The organism is Kaistella antarctica, from assembly GCF_900109615.1.
Taxonomy (GTDB): domain Bacteria; phylum Bacteroidota; class Bacteroidia; order Flavobacteriales; family Weeksellaceae; genus Kaistella; species Kaistella antarctica.
The window spans coordinates 580,133-601,505 of the sequence record NZ_FOIX01000004.1; the positions used below are offsets into that span (position 1 = coordinate 580,133).

13 protein-coding genes and 2 tRNA genes are annotated in these 21,373 nt (G+C 36.5%); 7 read left to right on the forward strand and 8 right to left on the reverse strand.

Annotated features, from left to right (window positions below):
- Window positions 1–7: 7 nt before the first annotated feature.
- On the reverse strand, window positions 8–715 hold the full coding sequence (locus tag BMX49_RS14250; RefSeq protein ID WP_034719010.1) for a ferritin-like domain-containing protein: 708 nt from the start codon (window positions 713–715) through the stop codon (window positions 8–10).
- A 306-nt stretch (window positions 716–1,021) separates the two neighbouring features.
- Here BMX49_RS14250 and recJ point away from each other — a divergent pair, with 306 nt between their 5' ends.
- Window positions 1,022–2,731 (forward strand): single-stranded-DNA-specific exonuclease RecJ, encoded by a 1,710-nt coding sequence (gene recJ, locus BMX49_RS14255; protein ID WP_034719009.1) that lies wholly within the window; start codon window positions 1,022–1,024, stop codon window positions 2,729–2,731.
- Window positions 2,732–2,751: 20 nt separating this feature from the next.
- Here recJ and BMX49_RS14260 read toward each other — a convergent pair whose 3' ends face one another.
- Window positions 2,752–3,903: a hypothetical protein gene (locus BMX49_RS14260; RefSeq protein ID WP_034719008.1), complete on the reverse strand. Its 1,152-nt coding sequence runs from the start codon at window positions 3,901–3,903 to the stop codon at window positions 2,752–2,754.
- Window positions 3,904–3,984: 81 nt separating this feature from the next.
- Here BMX49_RS14260 and BMX49_RS14265 point away from each other — a divergent pair, with 81 nt between their 5' ends.
- Window positions 3,985–4,506: an NAD(P)H-dependent oxidoreductase gene (locus BMX49_RS14265; RefSeq protein WP_034719007.1), complete on the forward strand. Its 522-nt coding sequence runs from the start codon at window positions 3,985–3,987 to the stop codon at window positions 4,504–4,506.
- Entirely contained in the window at window positions 4,503–6,344 is a 1,842-nt protein-coding gene (locus BMX49_RS14270) for a cation:proton antiporter domain-containing protein (RefSeq protein WP_034719005.1), read from the forward strand. Before BMX49_RS14265 ends, BMX49_RS14270 begins: the two co-directional genes overlap by 4 nt.
- A 10-nt stretch (window positions 6,345–6,354) precedes the next feature.
- Here the strand turns inward: BMX49_RS14270 and BMX49_RS14275 are convergent, their stop codons facing one another.
- The gene (locus tag BMX49_RS14275) at window positions 6,355–7,722 is read right to left on the reverse strand and encodes an alpha-amylase family glycosyl hydrolase (RefSeq protein WP_081864357.1); all 1,368 of its coding nucleotides are present in this window, start codon (window positions 7,720–7,722) and stop codon (window positions 6,355–6,357) included.
- 11 nt (window positions 7,723–7,733) lie between these two features.
- Window positions 7,734–8,141, reverse strand: coding sequence for a type II 3-dehydroquinate dehydratase (gene aroQ, locus BMX49_RS14280; RefSeq protein ID WP_034719003.1), 408 nt, complete (start codon window positions 8,139–8,141; stop codon window positions 7,734–7,736).
- A 173-nt stretch (window positions 8,142–8,314) separates the two neighbouring features.
- On the opposite strand from aroQ, the gene BMX49_RS14285 reads away from it, so the two are divergent.
- Genes BMX49_RS14285 through BMX49_RS14295 form a run of 3 tightly spaced genes read left to right on the forward strand, consistent with a single transcriptional unit; the run spans window position 8,315 to window position 16,648 of the window.
- The gene (locus BMX49_RS14285; protein ID WP_051803710.1) at window positions 8,315–13,321 is read left to right on the forward strand and encodes a translocation/assembly module TamB domain-containing protein; all 5,007 of its coding nucleotides are present in this window, start codon (window positions 8,315–8,317) and stop codon (window positions 13,319–13,321) included.
- Complete coding sequence (gene tamL, locus BMX49_RS14290) at window positions 13,321–15,675, forward strand: translocation and assembly module lipoprotein TamL (RefSeq protein WP_034719000.1); 2,355 nt, start codon at window positions 13,321–13,323, stop codon at window positions 15,673–15,675. The genes BMX49_RS14285 and tamL overlap by 1 nt, the downstream gene beginning before the upstream one ends.
- A gap of 16 nt (window positions 15,676–15,691) precedes the next feature.
- Window positions 15,692–16,648, forward strand: coding sequence for a YihY/virulence factor BrkB family protein (locus tag BMX49_RS14295; RefSeq protein ID WP_034721196.1), 957 nt, complete (start codon window positions 15,692–15,694; stop codon window positions 16,646–16,648).
- 215 nt (window positions 16,649–16,863) lie between these two features.
- Here the strand turns inward: BMX49_RS14295 and BMX49_RS14300 are convergent.
- From BMX49_RS14300 to BMX49_RS14315, 4 genes are all read right to left on the reverse strand, one after another.
- Window positions 16,864–16,935, reverse strand: a tRNA-Glu gene (locus BMX49_RS14300).
- Window positions 16,936–16,957: 22 nt separating this feature from the next.
- Window positions 16,958–17,212 carry a 30S ribosomal protein S20 gene (rpsT, locus tag BMX49_RS14305; protein ID WP_034718998.1) on the reverse strand — a complete coding sequence of 85 codons (255 nt, stop codon included), beginning with the start codon at window positions 17,210–17,212 and terminating at the stop codon, window positions 16,958–16,960.
- An 89-nt stretch (window positions 17,213–17,301) separates the two neighbouring features.
- Window positions 17,302–17,373, reverse strand: a tRNA-Glu gene (locus BMX49_RS14310).
- Between the two features lie 60 nt (window positions 17,374–17,433).
- Complete coding sequence (locus BMX49_RS14315) at window positions 17,434–18,723, reverse strand: N-acetylmuramoyl-L-alanine amidase family protein (RefSeq protein ID WP_034718996.1); 1,290 nt, start codon at window positions 18,721–18,723, stop codon at window positions 17,434–17,436.
- 57 nt (window positions 18,724–18,780) lie between these two features.
- Between BMX49_RS14315 and BMX49_RS14320 the strand changes: the two genes are divergently transcribed.
- Window positions 18,781–21,366, forward strand: coding sequence for a putative LPS assembly protein LptD (locus tag BMX49_RS14320; protein ID WP_034718995.1), 2,586 nt, complete (start codon window positions 18,781–18,783; stop codon window positions 21,364–21,366).
- Window positions 21,367–21,373 lie beyond the last annotated feature (7 nt).

Sequence of the window (21,373 nt, forward strand, 5' to 3'; positions counted from 1 at the left end):
TAGTCGACTAACCGATACCTTGTTCTTTCCACGTAAATGGTGTTTTGAAAAATCCACCCGCAGCTGCAACAATTTCTTTCGGTTCTTTTGCCACATCTAATCCGTTTGCATCGATCACATCATCGCCAGAAAAAGCACCAGTTCCAGGACTAATTATATTTCTAATGGCCGACGCATGTCTTGCTTCTACAGAAACAATTTTTCCGGCAATAACTAAATAATCTAAATTAGTAATATACTTACCTGCCCCATTATAAGCTGCAACGCCTGTATCCTCTAAAGCTTTTGCGGTTGCAAGAATTGAATTTCTACTATTGAAATCAACGCCATCATATTTGAATGCTAACTTTGGTAAAACTTTTGGCGTAGCTGCAGTTAATGCTGCTTTAAAGAAATCACGGTGAATTACTTCATGGTGATAAATATCGGTAAACAATTGTTTTTCATCAGCCGAAATCCCACTGTAGAAATTGTTAACGACTTTCGTGTAAAAATCAGCCTCCAACTGTTCCAGTGCATAAGCATAATTCAGGATGCCGACATCGCCAGTTCCCAAATCAAATACCTCATTCATCGGAAAATCGTAGTCATCATCTCTACAGCCTGCAACCGTAAGTCCTGCCACAAGAAGTCCTACTCCTCCTAATTTTAAAAAATTCCGTCTGTTCGTATCCAAAGTTGTTCCTTTGTTCGATACGTTAATTGTTTTTTCCATAATAAAAATTTTAAGAATTAATGATTGAACTTTTAACTACGACATGTATCCCATTTTAGATTTAGCTTTTAACAAAAAAATCGTTATTCAAAGCTAACCTCCTGATAATCAGCTGCGAAAATTTCACCTAAAATTATAATTTTCTAATCTATTGGCCGAAATATTCACTTTTCGTTATTTAAAAGCCTATATAATTACGCATACAATAATTAAACCGTAATATTTTTGATTTAAACTAAATAATTAATATTCTCAGTCATATGTACCGTTCACGACCTCGCAATTTTTTCTTATTTTTGTAGCATTATGAGTCAAAAATGGATTTACAAAGCGGAACCCGATGAAGATATTGTGGACGGAATTAGCTCGTCTCTTGGTTTTGGAACTTTTGAATCCAAAATATTAGTTCTCCGTGGAATTGATGATTATCAAAAAGCCAGAGAATTCTTTAAACCCAACCTCAACGATATTCACAATCCTTTCTTAATGAAAGACATGCAACTCGCCGTAGATCGTATTGCCACAGCGATAGAGAATGGCGAGAAAATAATGGTGTACGGTGATTATGATGTTGATGGAACAACGGCAGTGGCTTTAATGTATTTATATTTAAGTAAAATTGTTGAAAAAAAATACCTCGATTACTATATTCCAGATCGAAATATCGAAGGTTACGGAATTTCCAAAGCTGGAATAAACTACGCCAAAGAAAACGGATTTTCAGTGATAATCGCTTTGGATTGTGGAATCAAAGCTCTTGACAAAATAGATTACGCCAAAGGATTAGGAGTTGACTTTATCATTTGTGACCACCATTTACCTGGTGAAGAACTTCCGGAAGCAGTTGCTGTTTTAGATCCCAAAAGAAAAGATTGCCGCTATCCCTTCAAAGAACTTTCGGGTTGCGGTGTCGGTTTCAAATTATGTCAGGGTTTAAATACGATTTATAAAATTCCAGAAGCTGAACTTTTTGAACTAACCGATTTACTTGCAATTTCAATTGCTGCAGATATCGTTTCCATGTCTGGAGAAAACCGCGTTCTGGCCAAACAAGGATTAAAGATTTTAAGAAAATCGAGAAATCTGGGCTTACGAATGTTGATTCCGGAGGATAAATTGGCCACCTTCGAAATTTCGAATATCGTTTTTGAAATTGCGCCTAAAATTAATGCCGCCGGACGTATTTCTCAAGGAAAAGCCGCAGTAGAATTAATGGTTTCAGATAATTTGAAACATGCGACTCAAATCGTGAATGACATTGTAAACTTAAATGATTCGCGCCGTGAGCTGGATACGACCAGCACTACCGAGGCACTTCTCCAAGTAGAAACAAGCGGTCAACTTAATAATTTCTCGACCGTGGTTTATGGCCCAGATTGGAACAAAGGCGTCATCGGCATCGTTGCATCTCGCTTAACCGAAAGTTATTACAAACCAACCGTTGTATTTACTAATGGAAACGATGGTGAGTTGGTCGCTTCTGCCAGATCGGTATCTAACTTCGATGTCCATCATGCCTTGGAAACCTGCTCTGATTTATTTTTAAAATTTGGTGGCCATCCTGCAGCTGCGGGTTTATCAATGGAGAAAGACAAACTTGAAATTTTCCGGGAAAAGTTTGAAAAAACAGTTGCCGAACAAATTAAGGAACACCAAGTAGAACCTAGTATAGAAATTGATTCTGAAGTTAATATTGATAATCTCGACAAAGACTTTTTTAATTTCCACCGCAAACTAGCGCCCTTTGGCCCCAACAATATGAAACCTATTTTGGTGTTGAAAAATCAGAAAGTTTCAGGCTATGTAAAAACAATGGGGAAAGAAAACAGTCATCTAAAATTCTATATTAAACAAGATTCCACCGGTAAAAATATCGAATGTGTCGGGTTTAAGCTAGGAAAATATGCTGATGACTTCAGAAATAAAAAGTTTGATATTGCCTTTACCGCTGAAGAAAATCACTGGAAAGGAAACGTGACTTATTTCTTAAACATCAGAGACGTGAAGTTTAATTGATTGCTTTAAACGACCTGCAATTAAAGAGATACTTGTCTTTTAAACTCTTTAGTCCTGTCAAAAAGATAACGATAAGTCGCCAGTTTTCTGGTGACTTTGGTTTCTAAACTCTCCGCAATTTTAATCATTTTGGGATTGAAATCACCAACCCATTGCATTTCATAATCTTCAAAATCAGTGGCTTCACGAAAATGTTTTGTTCCTTCCCAAATCATAAATCCATCAATCCCTTTTCTTTGCCATTCGGGAACAATTCCAAAAACCAACCCAACCATTTTTTTATTCTTGCGCAATTTTTTAATAATTAAAAACAGGACTTTCTGTACCAACCCAAACTTTCCATTAAAGAATTTAATCCACTGATTCAGATCGGGAATATTCATCCACATGGCGATGGGTTTTTCATTTTCGTAGACGAACCACGATATATGTTCATTGATAATGGGTTTCAACGTTTTGAACATCTTTATCGTTTGCGTTTCACTTAACTGTTTTCCCTCACCATGACTTGCCCAGGCTTTGTTGTAAACTTCGGTAAAGTCTTGGGCGAATTTCTCAAGTGATTTCAGTTGAAGCGGCTTTGCGGTAATGTTTTCATTTCGGGAAATTCTCTGATGCATTTCTAAAAAATTATCAGCCACAGGATCATGTATTTTTCGTCCGAAACATAATTGATTGAAGAAGATTTGAAAACCATAATTTTCAAATAACGACTTGTAATAAGGTGGATTGTAATTCATGGCATAAAGTGGTTCCGAAAAACCTTCGATTAGAAGTCCCCAAAACTTATCGCGTTCCCCGAAATTGATCGGTCCGTCCATCGCTTCCATTCCTCTTTCTTGCAGCCAGGTTTTGGCAAAATCGAAAATAAAATCGGCGGTGTCTTGATTATTGATACAATCAAAAAACCCAAAACCACCTGTGGGCTGATTTTGCTTATATCTTTTATTAATGAAAACTGCTATTTTACCGATTATTCTATTTTCTTCATTTTTAAAAATAAATCGCTCACATTCGCCCGCCTTGAAAAATTTATTTTTTTTCAAATCAAAGACACTTTCAATATCTTCATCGAGTGGTCGAATATAGTTTTTATCATTAACGAAAAGAAGCTTTGGAAAGTTAAGAAACTCTGAAATCGATTCTTTTGTAACCACGGGTATTACCTTCATTTTTCAAAAATACCAAAGTTTTTTTGCAATAATTAGGTAAAATTTTATTTTTTTCACTATTTTTAAAAAAATTGAAATTCTGTGAAAAAAACGCTTGCAATCTTTGCCCATCCTTACTTTGAATATTCAACTACGAATATTGAATTGATTAAAGCGTATGAAACTTCAGGGCAATTGACTTTTAAAGATCTCTATGAAGAGTATCCTGATTTTCACATCGCCACTTTTAAAGAACGAAAAAGAATTAGGGAATATGAGCGGCTGGTTTTTCACTTTCCTTTAATTTGGTTTGGATTGCCGCCTTTGCTTCGGCTTTGGATTGATGAAGTTTTTGATATGAGTTGGAAGGCAGAAAGCGACCACCCATTAATGAATAAAGACGCCATCATCATCGTGACGATTGGAGCAACAGAAGACAATTATCAAAAAGAAGGCTTGTATAAAACCACGATAGAAGAATTAATGAAACCCTTGACTTTATCTTTAGAAGTTAACGGAATTGAGGTAACAGAAATCATCGCCATTTATGATTCAGATGATTTGGAAGAAGCAGAATTAAAAAGCACGACGGATAGAATTATAAAATCTTTACAAAAATCATGAATGAAAATTCATTAGCACAAACTGCTTTAATCTTTTTAGGCGCCGCGATTATCATGGTTCCTTTGGTGCGAAAACTAGGATTAAGCGCGGTAATTGGTTTCATCTTAGGCGGAATTATCATCGGGCCTTTTGGGCTGAAATTGACGGGAAGCGATACCAACGACATTATGCAAGCTACTGAATTCGGCGTAATAATGCTGCTATTTTTAGTCGGACTCGAAATAGAACCTCGCAAATTCTGGAAGATTCGAAAGAAAATAATCGGCATGGGTTTAGGTCAAATGGCCATCACCATTGCAATTTTATTTCTTATTTTTTACTTTACCAATTGGCGTACCGATCAAGCATTGGTTGCAGCTTTATGTTTCAGCATGTCTTCCACGGCAATTGTTTTACAAACCTTAAAAGAAAAAAATATCTTTCGAACTGAGGTGGGCGAAGCGTCTTTCTCCATACTTCTTTTCCAAGACATTGCCGTAATTCCTATTTTGGCGCTATTGCCTTTAATTGCTTTAAAACCTGAAAAAGAAGAAGACCTTTTATTGCTGCAATATCTACCAGACTGGTTACAGCCGTTTTCAATTATTTTAGGCGTCGTTGCTTTGATCATCTTAGGACGATATGTATTTGTTCCTTTCCTAAGATATGTTTCGCGATCCGGAATGAACGAATTACTCACTGCGTCTTCCTTATTCTTGGTCATTGGAGTTTCAGAACTAATGCACGCCGTTGGTTTGAGTGCCGCCTTAGGAGCTTTTATTGCCGGTGTAATGTTGGCTACGAGCGAGTTTCGCCATGAGTTAGAAAGCCAGATCGATCCTTTCAAAGGTTTACTTTTAGCAGTTTTCTTTGTGAGTGTTGGGTCCACCATTAATTTCACGGTAATTATGGGTGATCCTATGTTTATTTTCACCACAACCATGATTGTATTGATCGTAAAATTTGCAGTGCTTGTGGGAGTTCTTAAGTTCTTTAAACTAAAACTATATCAGAATTTTCTAGTTGCTTTCGGACTTTCACAAATTGGAGAATTTGCCTTTGTATTGATTAATTATTCGACCAGCCTTTATTTATTCGATCCAAAGCTCAATGCACAATTGATGGCAATTACAGCAATCACCATGTGTATCACTCCGATTCTCTTACTTTTAAACGAAAAATTCATCGAGCCACGAATCCATAAAATAAAAAATGAACCTTCAGAAATCGATCCGAATATTAAACAGCGAAGAATTATCATCGTTGGTTTCGGTCACTTTGGAAGTACGGTCGGAAGATTATTAAGAGTGAATGGAATTGGCGCAACTGTTTTGGATAATGATCCAGAACGGATTAACCTTCTTCGGTCTAAAGGATTTAAAGTTTATTTTGGCGACGCTGCGAAGCCAGGAATTCTTCGGTCGGCTGGTGCAGAAAATGCAGATTTACTCATTCTTTGCTTAGACAGTCCCGAGAAGAATAAATTTATCATGGAATATGCGCGAGAACATTTCCCGCAAATGAAAATATTTGTCCGAGCCAAAAATCGTCTGGATGCTTATGATTTCATTAATAATGGTGTTGAAAACATTTATAGAGAAACTCTTGGAACTGCAGTAAATATGGCGGTTGACATTTTGCAAGCGACGGGAATGCGTGCGTATGCGGCGAGAAGATTAGGCCAAAGATTTATGGTGATCGATAAAGCAATGACGCGGAAATTAGCCAAAGAACAATTAAACGACAAAGTGACCTTTACCATGACCGAATATCTGGACCGCGAAGCCGAACTTTTGGCAGAAGACAGCCATTCTTTCGATGAATCGCAGTGGAATGAGTATGAGGAATACCAGAATTAAAAACAATTAATTACTTTTTAACCAAAACCAAGTAAGACCAAGGCGCAAGTTTTAGTGATGTCTTTTCCGTAATTATATAAGTTTTTGCGGTAAATAATTCCTTGTACGTTCCTTTAAAGTATTTGGTGTCAAGAATAACCTCAACGGTTTTATCGGAAAAATTCAGAATCGGAAGAACAGCATCTTTATTTTTTTCACGGTAAAAAGAAATCACTTTATACTGATGATCATTCACCACGCGAATCATTTCGCCGCCATATTTCCCGTTCCATAACGCTTGATTGTCATGTTTTAAATGAAAAAGTTTGGTGAACAGTTCTTCATTTTGATCGCGTTTCCATTCGATGGGATCTTTCTCAAAGAATTTTAAACTCCGATTCAAACCCGCTTCCTGACCGCTGTAGCAAAGCATCATTCCGTTCACAACACCAGTCATTACGATGGCAGTTTTCAAACCTGGACCGAAATTCAAATGAGGATTTCCTTCCCAAGAATTTTTATCATGATTATCAGTGAACGTCATTCGATAGGCATTTCGGGGAACGGTGTTGACATCGTGCGAGAGATATTCTACCAACGGTGCTAGTTTTTGATGATTAACCGCTTGCCGAAGTTCATTCCACAAAGTCCAGGAATAGGTCATGTCAAAAGATTTTTTGTACAAATCCCGACTCTCCCATTCTGCCAGCATAAAAACAGGTTTTATTTCATCTAATTCTTTTCGTGCATTTTCCCAAAAATCGGTCGGAATAAATCCAGCAACGTCAGCACGATAACCGTCAATATTGGTTTCTTTCACCCAATACTTTAAAGCATCGGTCATGTATTTTCTAAGATCTGGGTTGTCATAATCGAAATCGATCACATCGTCCCAGTCGTACCATGGCGTAGGTTGAAAATTTCCTTCCCGTGTTTTGCTATACCAATCGGGATGTTGCGTCGCCAAAGGATTATCCCAAGCCGAATGATTACCAACCCAATCGATAATCACATACATTCCCATCGAATGGATTTTATCAACCAAATGTTGAAAGTCTTTCATGGTTCCAAACTCTGAATTGATGCCGTAAAAATCTTTGACGGAATAATAACTTCCAAGCGTACCTTTTCTATTTTTCTCACCAATTGGATGAATCGGCATGAGCCAAATAATATCCACTCCCATTTTTTTCAAACGAGGTAAGTGATTTTCGAAGGCTTTAAAAGTTCCTTCTGGGGTATATTGCCGAACATTAACTTCATAAATCGTCGCATTTTTACTCCATTCCGGATGCGTGATTTCGACATATTCTTTCGGTTGATAACGAACATCTTTGGTTTGACTTTGCATCATAACCGATGATAAAGTGATGAGCAAAACTAAAATCCAATTTTTCATCGAATGTATTTTTATATTAAACTTAAAATTGCGAGTCGATAACCTTTCATTCCAAAACCGCTTAAAATACCGTCAGCGTTTGCTGCAGTAACAGATTTTTGACGAAATTCTTCTCGTTTATATATGTTGCTGATATGGACTTCGATTTTTGGTTGAGAAATGTTTTTTAAACAATCGGCAATCGCGTACGAATAATGCGTAAATGCGCCAGGATTTATAATCAAAGCCTCAAAATCATTTTCTTGTAAACGATTGATGATTTCTCCTTCTACATTGGATTGGTAGTAAAGAATTTCATGTTCTGAAAACTCCTGTATCAGCTCGTTCAGATATTGGTCCATAGAAACACTTCCGTAGATTTCTGGTTCACGTGTTCCGAGTAAATTGAGGTTAGGTCCGTTTACAATTAAGATTTTCATATGAACATTTTTACAAAGATATCGTTTTAGTTAAAACAAGGTCTTTTAGGCTTAAAAATTGTTGATGCAATTTCCTTTTAAATTGAGTTCTGAAGCTGTGATGAAATAAAAACCGCAGATATGCTCAATGTCTAATAAAAATGTATTTTTGTTGTACGTTCAAATCCTAATTTATCCTTGTGAATATTTACAAAAAAATATTAAAATACACCGGAATCGTTATCGCTGCTCTATTGGTATTGGTGATTGTTCTGGCTTTAAGTTTACAGTTGCCCTCTGTACAGAATTTCGCCAAAGGAAAACTGGTCAATTATCTGGAGAAAAAGATAAAAACCAAAGTCACTTTAGATCGGGTTTACATCGATTTCCCCAACAGTTTAGTCATGGAAAATCTTTTTCTACAAGGCCAAAAAGTCGACACATTGCTCTTTGCACGAAAAGCAGATGTTGGTTTAAATATCCCAAAACTTCTTAAAAATACCGCTGATATTACGTCTATCGATTTAGAAGGGGTGAAAGCAAATGTCGTTCGAAATGAAAATGGTACTTTTAATTTCGATTATATTTTGGATGCTTTTGCAACTAAAGATGAAGAAGAAACGCCGTCGAAACCATTTATTATTTCTTTAGATAAAATCAAATTAAAGGATATCGGGATTTCATTTATTGACAATCAATCCCGAAATGATATTGAATTGTATTTCAAATCGTTCGACACCAGAGTAAAATCGTTCGACCTGGCAAAAAACTCCTATGCAATGAACGACATCAATATGGATGGACTTCGCTTAAAACTGCAACAGGATTTACTGGAAGAAGTTGCCGATAAAGTCGTAGAAAAAGTAGATTCTTTACAAAAACAAAGTCCTTTAAAATTAGGTTTAAATAAAATTAAACTCACCAATTTCAATATTGATTATGGCGATGACAATACCAAAACTTTTGGTAAAATTATTTTTAAAGAACTCAGCACCAAAATCAATAAACTTGATTTAGAAAACAGTGATTTTGGGATCGGAAACCTTTATTTAAAAAGTGCAGATATTAATGCGAAATTATTTTTGCCGGCCCAAAATGCAAACCCAAAGAAAGCGGCAAGTACAGAAACTTCTACCGAAAAATCTTTAGCGCTTTTACTCAATAAATTAATTCTCGATGACGTAAAAGTTGCTTACGACAACACCGCCATTGCTCCAACCCGAAGTGGAATTGATTTCAATCATTTGAATTTCTCCAAAATGAATTTGGAAATGCGAAATTTTAAAATGAAAGACGGAACCTTTGCTGGAGCCGTTCGATCTGCCGAAATAAAAGAACGTCGTGGCTTGGATATTCAGAAATTTAAAACTGATTTTATCTTTGAGGAAAAGCAGGCCTATTTAAAACAACTTTATTTGCAAACGTCGAAAACGATTCTGCGTGATGAAGTTGTTTTGAATTATAATTCAATTGAACAACTTTCAGCGAATCCGGGTGCGGTAAAAATCGCCGCAAATATTCGAAATTCCAAAGTTGGTTTTTCTGATATTTTAATGTTGGTGCCGACTTTAAGAAATACGGTTCCCTTTAATAAATATCCGAATGCTATTCTTAAAGTAGATACGAGATTGAAAGGAACAGTGAACGATTTACAAATTCAAAATCTGGAACTTTCCGGAATTGATCAATTCAAAGTCAATGCTTCTGGAAACGTTAAGAACGCCATGAATCCGGAAAATCTATATTATGATTTGAATGTTCGGGAACTTTCCTCTTCAGCGAAAACCATTTATAATTTAGTTCCAAAAAATACGATTCCGAGTAATATTACGCTTCCATCTTTTTTCAAAATCGCGGGAACTGCGAAAGGAACAACGCAGATTGTGAATACCAATTTGAAAGTTACCACCACTTTAGGTAATGCCGGAATTCGAGCGTCGGTCGATATGAAACGAAAAGATCAGGAACGCTATGATATTTTGGCCAACTTGCAAAATCTACAAATCGGCAAAATTATTCAGAATAAGGATTTGGGTTCCATCACGGGACAGGTTGCGGTAAAAGGTCAAAGTTTCGATCCGAATAAAGCCAATGCTGATATCAAAGGAAATATAAAATCGGTTGCGTATAACGGTTACACCTACCAAAATATGGCGTTGATTGGAAAAGTAAATCGCGGTGCTTATGTCATCGATCTCGATTCGAAAGATCAAAATGCAAATTTAAAAATATTGGCTTCTGGTAATTTCACCGATAAAGAACCCTCCATTAAAGTAAATGGAACGATTCGAAGATTAGATTTAAATAAACTCGGTTTCTACGAAGATCAAATGATTTTGGCTGGAGATTTAGATGGCGATTTCACCAGTTTAAATCCTGATGCACCGAATGGTTATTTGACTTTAAAGAACTTTGCGATTTCAGATACGAAAGACATTTTCCCATTACAAGAAGTTTTCTTGACGGCCGTTTCAACAGCAGATCAAAATATAATCACGTTACAATCTCAAATTGCTGATGTTGACTTAACGGGTAAATATAAATTGACACAAATTTTAGGTTCGCTTCAAAACACGATCAACGAATATTATCAATATCAAAAGCCAGGAACGAAAATCGAGAAGATAGATCCAAATCAGTTTTTCACTTTTAATGCTAAAATAAAAGATGATAATCTGCTCCGGAAATTTGTACCTGAATTAACAGAATTCGAACCAATCACCTTAACTGGAAATTACGATGCTGATTCCCGAAAACTAGAAGTGAACGGGCAGATTCCGCAGGTTAAGTATGGCGCGAACAGCATAACTGGCGGAGTGATAACCATTAACAATGAAAATGATGCTTTGGTTTATGATTTAAAACTGGCAGAATTTAAAAATGAAAGTATCGCTTTGATGAAAGTCGGTTTGAATGGTGATATTAAAGAGAACCTCATCACCTACAATGCTTCCACCAAAGACGAAAAGGATGCGACTAAATTTCTAGTTGCTGGAAATGTAAAAAAAGTGGGCGACCTCACCAAGATTAGTTTAAATCCTGATGGTCTGACTTTGAACTACGATAAATGGCAAGTTTCCGCGGATAATTTTGTGCAGATCAGTAGCCGTGGGATTCTGGCTAATAACTTTGCAATTTCGAATAGCGGAAGTGAGATCAGATTACAGTCGGAAACGAATGTTCCAAACAGTCCGCTGAATGTTTCCATTAAAGAATTTAAGATTGAAACCATTACGGAACTTGTTAAAAAAGACTCGCTTTTAGCCAAAGGAAATATCAACGGAACGGCGCAACTTCGGGATTTGAAAAACAATATGACGTTCACTTCAGACATTGATGTGACAGATTTATTCGTTTACGGAAGTCCGGTTGGGAATTTAGATATTAAAGCCAACAATCAAAGCGCCGATTTAATTCGGGCAGATATTGCTCTTTCTGGTTTTGATAATGATGTGAAACTGGGCGGAACGTACAACACGAAATCGAGCGGATTGAATATGAATTTGGATATGAATCGTTTCCAAATGAAATCAGTTCAAGGATTCTCCATGAATGCCATTGAAAATGCGGAAGGTTATCTATCAGGGAAATTAAAAATTACTGGAAATACAGACGCTCCTAATATTCTAGGCGGCATTAAATTTAATGATGTCGGTTTAGGAATTACGCAGTTAGGCAGCAGTTTTAAAAATATTAATGATGAAATTAAATTCACGAATCGTGGAATTGATTTCGATGATTTTAAAATTAAAGATGAATCAGGAAATGTAATCGTTATTGATGGCGCCGTGTTGACGAAAACATATAAAGATTTCGCCTTTAATTTAGATGTGAATGCGGATAATTTTAAAGTAGTCGATTCTGAAAAAGACAGTGATAAATTAATGTACGGAGTTTTGGCCATTGATGCGAAACTTCAAATTCGCGGGAATTTAGATTTACCTCAAGTTGATGGAGATTTGGCGGTAACCGATCAAACTGATTTCACGATCGTTCTGCCACAAACTTCACCTGCTTTAGAAGATCGCGAAGGAATTGTAGAATTCATTGATCAGGATCAAATTGCCTTGCAACAAACCATTAAAGCAGATTCTTTAACCGATCAAAGTGATATCAAAGGTTTGGATGTAAACGTGAATATCGAAGTCGTGAAAGAAGCGAAGATTTCTTTAATCATCGATCAGGCGAATGGAGATTTTGTGAAACTTCAAGGTGAAGCGCAATTGACTGGTGGAATCGATCCTTCTGGAAAGACAACTTTGGTTGGCGTTTATCAGGTTGAAAAAGGTGCTTACGAAATGTCGGTGAGTTTGTTAAAACGAAAATTTGAAATCGAAAAAGGAAGTACAATTACCTGGACTGGCGAACCGATGACGGCGAACTTAGATATCACGGCTGTTTATAAAACCGATGCGGCTCCACTCGATTTGCTTCAACAACAATTAACTGGAGTTACTGGAAATCAGTTAAATCAGTACAAACAAAGAATTCCTTTCAACACCTTATTGATTATGAAAGGAGAATTGTTGAAACCAGTTATTACGTTTGATATTACGACTTCGAAAGAGAATAATTCTGTGTCTGCAGAAGTGATTGATAATACAACCGCAAAATTAGATCAACTTCGACGCGATGAATCGGAAATGAACAAACAGGTTTTTGCCTTGTTATTGCTAAACCGATTTATTGGGGAGAATCCTTTCCAGAGTGAAACTGGTTTGTCGGCTTCTACTCTAGCGAAACAAAGTGTGAGTCGGATTTTATCGGAGCAGTTAAATAATCTAGCCTCTGATTTAATTGGTGGTGTTGAATTGAATTTCGATCTGGAATCTACAGAGGATTATTCCAGCGGAAGTAAGAATGAACGAACTGATTTAAATGTTGGTTTGACCAAAAGATTATTTGATGATCGCTTGAAAGTAACTGTTGGAAACAATTTCGCTTTAGAAGGTGACGCCAGACAAAACGAAGAAATGACCAACATCGCGGGCGACATTACGTTGGATTATAGTTTGTCAAAGGACGGACGATACATGTTGCGCGCTTACAGAAAGAACGATTATCAGGTTGCTTTGCAAGGACAGATTATCGAAACAGGAATCGGATTTATCATCACTTTGGATTACGATCAATTCCGCGAAATTTTTGAACGCCGCAAACAAAACAAAGAATTTAAGAAACAAAATACGTCTTCAAAATAATGATCAAGTTGAATACATCTTATTATAAAATATTTGCAACCCTTTCAGTTGCAGTCCTCATTTCGTCTTGTAGCAACACTAAATTTCTACAGGAAGGACAGATGCTTTATACGGGCGCAAAAATTAACATTAAAAATGATACGCTTTCTAAGAAAGAAAAGTCAAATTTAAAAGAAGCGCTTTTAGATCAATTGCGTCCAAAACCTAATTCTTCTTTTCTAGGCTTAAGACCAAAATTATACGTTTATAATATCACCAAAGAACCGACAAAAGAAAAAGGATTGCGTTACTGGCTAAAATATAAAATCGGTGAAAAGCCAGTTTTGCTACAAGACGTCGATCGCGAGTTTAATAAAAAAATCATCGTTAATTATTCGGAGAACAAAGGGTTCTTTAATGCAAAGGCTTCTTCGGATACCATTTCTAAAAATAAAAAGGCACAAGTTCTTTACACCTTAAAACCTGGCGCAAGATATTTAATTAGTCAAGTTAATTTTCCGGAAGATTCTACGGTGATCAATTCAGAAATCCAAGCCATCAAAGACAAAACATTTTTGAAAGCCGGAAATCCATTTGATTTAGACGTTATCAAAGCGGAAAGACAACGTATTGATGAGCATTTAAAAAATCGGGGTTTTTATTATTTCAGTCCTGATAATATTATTGTTCAGGCAGATAGTACCGTTTTGAAAGAGCCGAAAGTCGAACTTTTTGTGAAGTTGAAAAACAATACGCCTCAACTTTCAAAGGAACCTTTTACGATTGATAAAACGATTGTATTTGCAGATTATAACTTAGAAGATGTAAAATTAGGAAAATATGGAATTCCGTACATTACCGATTCGGTTGAGGTTTATAAGGATTTGTACGTGATTGATCCTCAACATAAATTCAAACCGAAAATTTTCGACCGAACGCTTTACTTTGACAAAGGAGATTTGTACAACCGGAAAGACCACAACCTTTCCTTGAATCGATTGATCAGTTTAGGGGTTTTCAAATTTGTGAAAAACGAATTCGTGGTTTCAGATTCGCTGAATCATACTTTTGATGCGTATTATTTATTGACGCCGCGGCCGTTTCAATCGTTGCGTTTAGAAACTTTAGGAAAAACAAATTCGGCCAATTATACGGGTGGAGAAGTCAACCTCAACTGGACACATCGTAATTTCTTTAAAGGAGCAGAACAGTTAAAGGGAGCAATTTATGGTGCAGCCGATGTTCAGGTTGGCGGACCGAAAGATGCCAATAACATTATCCGCTTTGGAGCCAACGCCCAATTGTCTATTCCCAGAATCGTGGCGCCGTTTAGATTTAATTCATCAAGTGCTTACGTTCCAAGAACGAATTTCAATCTTGGTTATGAATATTTGAGCCGAACGGAATTGTACACGCTGCATAATTTCAACACTTCTTTTGGCTATGTCTGGAAAGAGAACGAACGGAAAGAACATGATTTAAAGATTTTTGACATGACTTTGGTCGCACCACAAAAAGTGACAGAAAAGTATCAGACACAAATAGACGGAGATGATTCTGACCCGCTCAATATTATAAAACCAAATCCTTCTCTGCAAAGAGTAATTGACAAACAGTTAATTTTTGGACCGACCTATAATTACACCTACACCAATACGATGTTGCCGAAAAAAAATACTTTCTATTATAAAGGAAGTTTAGATTTAGCAGGAACAATTACAGGTTTGGTCAGTGGCGCAGATGCAAAAGCAGGAAAGCAGAAAGAGTTGTTCGGTATTCCCTTCAGTCAGTATGCGAAGATGGAACATGATTTCCGCTATTACAGAAAAGTGAATGATAAAAGCACCATTGCCACAAGATTTATTGCCGGAATTGGCTATCCTTATGGAAACTCTACGACAATGCCTTATGTAAAGCAATTCTTCGTCGGAGGAAGCAATAGTATCCGTGCCTTTCGTGCCAGAACTTTAGGCCCGGGAAGTTATGATCCAAGAAATGAAGAAGCCTCTTTCTTTTTTGACCAGTCGGGAGATATTAAAATAGAAGTGAATGCCGAATATCGCGCAAATATTTATAAATTTTTGAATGTTGCTGTTTTCGCAGATGCAGGAAATGTTTGGTTGATTAATGAAGATGACGATAAACCAGGTGGAAAATTCTCTAAAGATTTTGCTAAAGAAATTGCAGTAGGTGCCGGAGTGGGTTTAAGACTTGACTTTTCAATTCTTATCCTTCGTTTAGATTTAGCAATGCCACTTCGAGTTCCTTATTATGAAGAAGGAAACCGCTGGACTTTTGACCGAATTGATTTCGGCAGTGGCGCTTGGCGGAAAGACAATTTAATTTTAAATATCGCTATTGGATATCCGTTCTAAAACTATAAAAAAACAAATGAAAAGACTTGCTTTTTTTTGGGAAACGATTAAGGAAACATCTATACAATGGGCTAACTCCGATGCTACCAGAGCTTCGGCGAGTTTAGCGTATTATGCTATTTTTTCTATACCTGGTTTATTAATCATCATTATTTGGATTGCCGGAAATTTCTTCGGTGAAGAAGCCATCAGAGGAGAAATTGCCAATCAATTCGGAAGTATGATGGGTGATGATGTTGCGAAAAGTATTGAGGAATTAATTGCCAGTGCGCTCATCGATAAGCAAAATATTTTCATGAAAGTAGTCGGCGTATTATCTTTGATTTTTGGAGCAACCACTATTTTTTTTCAATTGCAGAAAGCTTTAAACGATCTGTGGGATGTAAAACCCGCACCTAAAAAAGCAATTATTAAATTTCTTTTGGATCGTGCAAATTCATTGGGGATGATTTTGGTCATCGGTTTTCTATTGATGATTACCATGGTTTTATCCTCGGCAATCAGTCTACTCAATAATTTCATCACTTTTAGATTAGGCTTGGAAACTTATATTCTCATGGAAATAGTGAATTACGTGATTGGATTTATTCTCGTTGTGTTGGTATTCGCTTTTATGTTTAAAGTTTTGCCCGATGTTGAAATTTCCTGGAAATCAGTTTGGATCGGAGCTATTCTAACCGCAGTTCTATTCACGCTCGGGAAAATGCTGCTAAGCTTATACTTCGGTGAATTAAAGCCTACATCAGCCTTTGGAAAAGCCGGTACGATCATCTTAATTATGATGTGGATCAATTATTCTTGTATGCTCATTTTCTTTGGTGCAGAATTTACAAAAGTACATGCCTTACGTAAAGGATATAAAATAGTTCCCTCTCGACATGCTACCTGGAGTTCAGAAAAACTGTACGAAGAATCGTTGGAAAAAAAGAAGCCAACAGAGACTAGTGATGATCCGAAAGATCATCTTATTTAAGACCTAATCATCTTTATACTCAATAACTTCTGCATTAATTTGTAGAAGTTTTTTCTTCCCAAAAATCTGATTTAAAAAGATTCTGATTAACTCCATAAATTATAAGATACCAATCAGGAATAGGGTAATTATCTGCAACAGTATTAAAAAAAACTCTGTGAAAGAAATGACAATACTAGACATAAAAAAACTTCCGAATAAATTCGGAAGCTTCGTAGCCCGTAGGGGAGTCGAACCCCTCTTACCAGGATGAAAACCTGAGGTCCTAACCGATAGACGAACGGGCCAGTGCGTCTTTGTAATTTATAATTATGCTAAAGCATTAACGTGCTTAGTCAATTTACTTTTAAGATTTGCCGCTTTGTTTTTGTGGATGATGTTCTTCTTCACCAACTTGTCTAACAAAGAGATTACTGATGGCAACTTTAAAGTCGCTGCAGCTTTATCTTCTTCAGTTCTCAACACTCTCAAAGCTGTTCTTGCAGTTTTGTGGTAGTATCTGTTGATTACTCTTTTCTTTTCGCTTTGTCTGATTCTTTTCAGAGCTGATTTATGATTTGCCATATCTTCTTAAAAACTTGGGTGCAAAGATAATAATCTTTTTTTGATTACAAAATATTTTTATAAAACTTTTCAAAAACTTTCATCTTTAGTAGCCTATAAGGGAATCGAACCCCTGTTGCAAGACTGAAAATCTTGAGTCCTTACCACTAGACGAATAGGCCTTTGCTTTGAGGACTGCAAAAATAGAAATTAAGTTTTAATCCTGCAACCCTAATTCATCTTTATCTAGAAATTTTTTGAATCGTCGCATTTTTAATGCCTTTTTCATCCAGCTGTTTTTGGATTTTCACAGCTTCTTCTAAACTTGAAAACTTACCGTAAGTGTAGTAGAACTTGCCATTTTCTTTCGTCCTATTCACATCTTTTAACGTATTCAACATAAAGGAGTTGGAGCTCAATTTCTGATCACTTACCGCCACTTCCAAAGTATAATAACCAGTACCTAATTTTTGGTTAGGAACAAAAGAAATGGACGACGCATTTCGGAAGCCGGCATCTTTTGCAGTTTTCAAATTATTATCGCGCACAGAAGCCATATTGGTTACGCTAAAGTAATATTTATATAGATCGTTCTCCTTTATCGTAAGAATGTAATTAAGGCCTTTTAAAGCTGGATCAGTGGGAACGTACTTGGTCTGAGACGACATCAACAATATTCTAAAATCATTTTTCAAGGCGATTTCGACGGGTTTTTCAACTTCTCTTGTTGGTGTTGGTGCACCACCATTTCTTTCAATCGCTTTTTTATACACAATTATTGCGTCATAAATACTCTGCGAAACCTCATTTTGACCTCTGTCAGACGCCAAATAGGAAGCTTCGTCATAATTACTAACGAACCCCGTCTCAATCAATACGGACGGCATTGCATTTAATCTTAAGACGTGAAGGTTCTGTTGCTTCACCCCTCGCGAAAATCGATTATCTTTCTTTACAAAATTGCCTTCCACATAACTTCCGAAGAGCAAACTGGTTTCCAAATACTTGCTTTGCTGAATTTTCAATGCAATTAAAGATTCTGGAGATTTTGGATCATACGTAGCAAAGGTTTCCCGGTCTTTTTCATCTAAAAAAATTACATCATTCTCGGCTTTTGCAACTTCTAAATTTGTTTTATTTTGGTCAGGACCTTGTACAAAAGTTTCTGTTCCGTAAGGTGAGGTTTTGGTACTTGCATTAACATGTATAGAAATAAATAAATCAGCTTTGCTTCTATTTGCTAGAGTTGTTCGTTCGGTTAATGAAGGAAATTCGTCAATCTTCCTCGTGTAAATTACTTTGTAATCCTTATTTTTTTCGAGCATTCTGCCTAATTTGAGCGTAATGGCTAACGTGACATCTTTTTCTCTCACGGTTCCCAGATCACCGTAATGCCGATTTGCACCGTGGTCGCTGCCTCCGTGACCAGCATCCAGAACAATGGTGAACTTCTTTTGTGCGCCACTAATCAGGAAGAACATTACAAAAAATAGGGAAAAATATCTTTTAAAGGAAAAACTATTGGTAATCATCTTTAGATTTTAAAAATTGTATTAATTTTGACGGCAATATATAATAGATAAAGCGCTTTGGTCAAAACTGGCTTCAAAAATATACTACAAATCTTAATTATCCTAATTTTTAACAATTTTTTAGCATCTCTACATGCTCAAAATTTGGCTGAAAATAAGATAGTTAATGATACCATATCCAAATCTGATACCGTTGTTCTAAAGAAGGAACAGCTGGAGGCCGTTGTAAAAACTAAGGCTGAACGCATCCGCAACGATATCCCTAAAAAGATGACTTACCTCAACAAAAATGCGCAGGTAAAATATCAGGATTTGACGATTGATGCAGATTACATTTCAATCGATTGGGATAAATCACTGCTTTTTGCCAGAGGAGAGTTAGATTCTTTAGGAAAGATCACAAAACCTGCGGTCGCAATTCAAGGTGGTAAATCTTATGAATATGACGAGTTCACGTACAATATCAAAACGCGCCAGGCAATCGCCTTTAATGCCAGAACTGAAGAAAGCGAAGGTGTGATCGTGGCTGAGAAAACCAAAAAATACAACGATTCGGTCTTCTTCATGAAAAGAGGGAAATATACGACAGATGAATATTTCATTAAGAAAAAAGACACCATTGCCGATTACTATCTACTCGCTCCAAACATTAAATTAATTAAAGGGAAAAATAAATCACAAGTCATTACTGGCCCAATTCAAATGTATATTGAGCAGGTTCCGACGCCTTTAATTATGCCCTTTGCAATTTTACCATTTTCAGATAAAAGAAGCGCGGGAATTTTAATTCCGAGTTTTGGGGAACGAGAAGATGTTGGGTTTTTTCTAAATTCTCTGGGTTATTATCAACCGATTGGGGAACATTTTGATTTAAAAATTCTGGCAGACATCTACACCAAAGGAAGTTGGAATATAAAACCAGAAGTTAATTATAAGAAAAACTATAAGTACACCGGGAACTTTTCTGCAGATGTCGGCACAACGGTGAGAGGAATTAAAGGATTAGATGACTATTCAAAAACCGGAACGTATCGAATCGCCTGGCGACATCAGCAAGATTCTAAAGCCAACCCTTTCCTCAATTTTTCTGCGTCCGTGGATGTGGTGAGTAATAAATTTTACAACAATACCGTCAATAACAATTACGCTTTTAATCAAAACAACCTCAACGCCCAACAAAATTCAACCGTGAGCGTGGTAAAAAGATTTTTGACTTTGCCGATAACCATTACAGGAACTTCTTCTTACTCCCAGAATTTCTCAACGGGCTTGGCTGATTTAAAACTTCCGGTTATGAATGTAGCGATTAACCAGTTTTATTTATTCAAACCAAAAACCGGAATTCGACAGGGTTTATTAGAAAACATCACTGTTAACACGGGTTTAAATTTAAACAATTACGTTCAAACAGATGAAGGCGAATTGTTTACCAAAGCCATGTGGGAGAAAATGCAGACCGGACTTAAAAACAATATCACTTTAGGAACGAATACTACGATTGCTAAATATTTCACATTCTCGGTTTCTGCCAACGTGGATAATGCTTTAACAACGAAAACGCTGACCCGTAACTACAATCCGATCACCAATAAAGTAGAAGATATTCTGAATAATAAAATCGCAGGTTATTCTTCCTTCTCAACTAACACAAGTTTGCAAACAGTCTTATATGGAATCTTGAATTTCAAAAAAAACTCTTCGATTCAGGCAATTCGCCACATGATGACGCCACAAATTGGATTCAGCTATTCACCTGATTTCTCTGCTGCTAGTTTCGGATATTATAAAAATTACTTTAACGACCGCGGCGAAATGACGCCCTATTCTATTTTTGATCGTGGAATTATTGGTACTCCAAACTCAGGATTGGTGCAGGCATTGAGCTTTTCCATCAATAATAATTTGGAGATGAAAGTAAAGTCTAAAAAAGATTCTACCGGAACTAAAAAGCTGAAGATTTTTGAAAGTTTAAATTTCAACACCAATTACAATTTTGCCGCACCGAAGTACAAATGGTCCATGTTTACCTTTAATGGTCAAACTACCCTCTTTGAAAAGTTAAATTTGAATACCAGCTTAACTTTGGAACCGTATCAAATTATTTTTGCACCGGGAAGTGATATCGGAATAAGAACAGAAAACTTTGGTCATTTCAGCGTGCAAGGTTTCAATGCGCAACTTTCTTATCCGTTGAGTGAAGCCATCTTTGGTGAAAAAGAAGCCCTCAGCAAAAAATATAAAACGAAAGGCGAGATTCGAAATGAAGATTATTATTTCGATGATGATAATTACTCCCATTTCAACCAACCTTGGAGTTTAAACATCAACGCGCAATACGGTTACACCAGAAGTCTAACACGTTTCGGAAACAATGTTGCGTCTTTGGGATTGGACGGAAGCTTAAAACTTTCACCATTTTGGAATATCACTGGGAACCTGTATTATGATATTGTCACTAAAGAAATCGCGACCACACAGTTAGGATTCTCGCGAGATCAACGAAGTTTCACCATTAATTTTAACTGGATTCCTTACGGACAGTATAAAGTGTATGATTTCTTTATCGGAATTAAAGCCAACATTTTGCGCGATGCCGTGAAATATAAGGACCGAAGCTTCACGCAACCAAATGCGCCGTTTTAAATTTTAA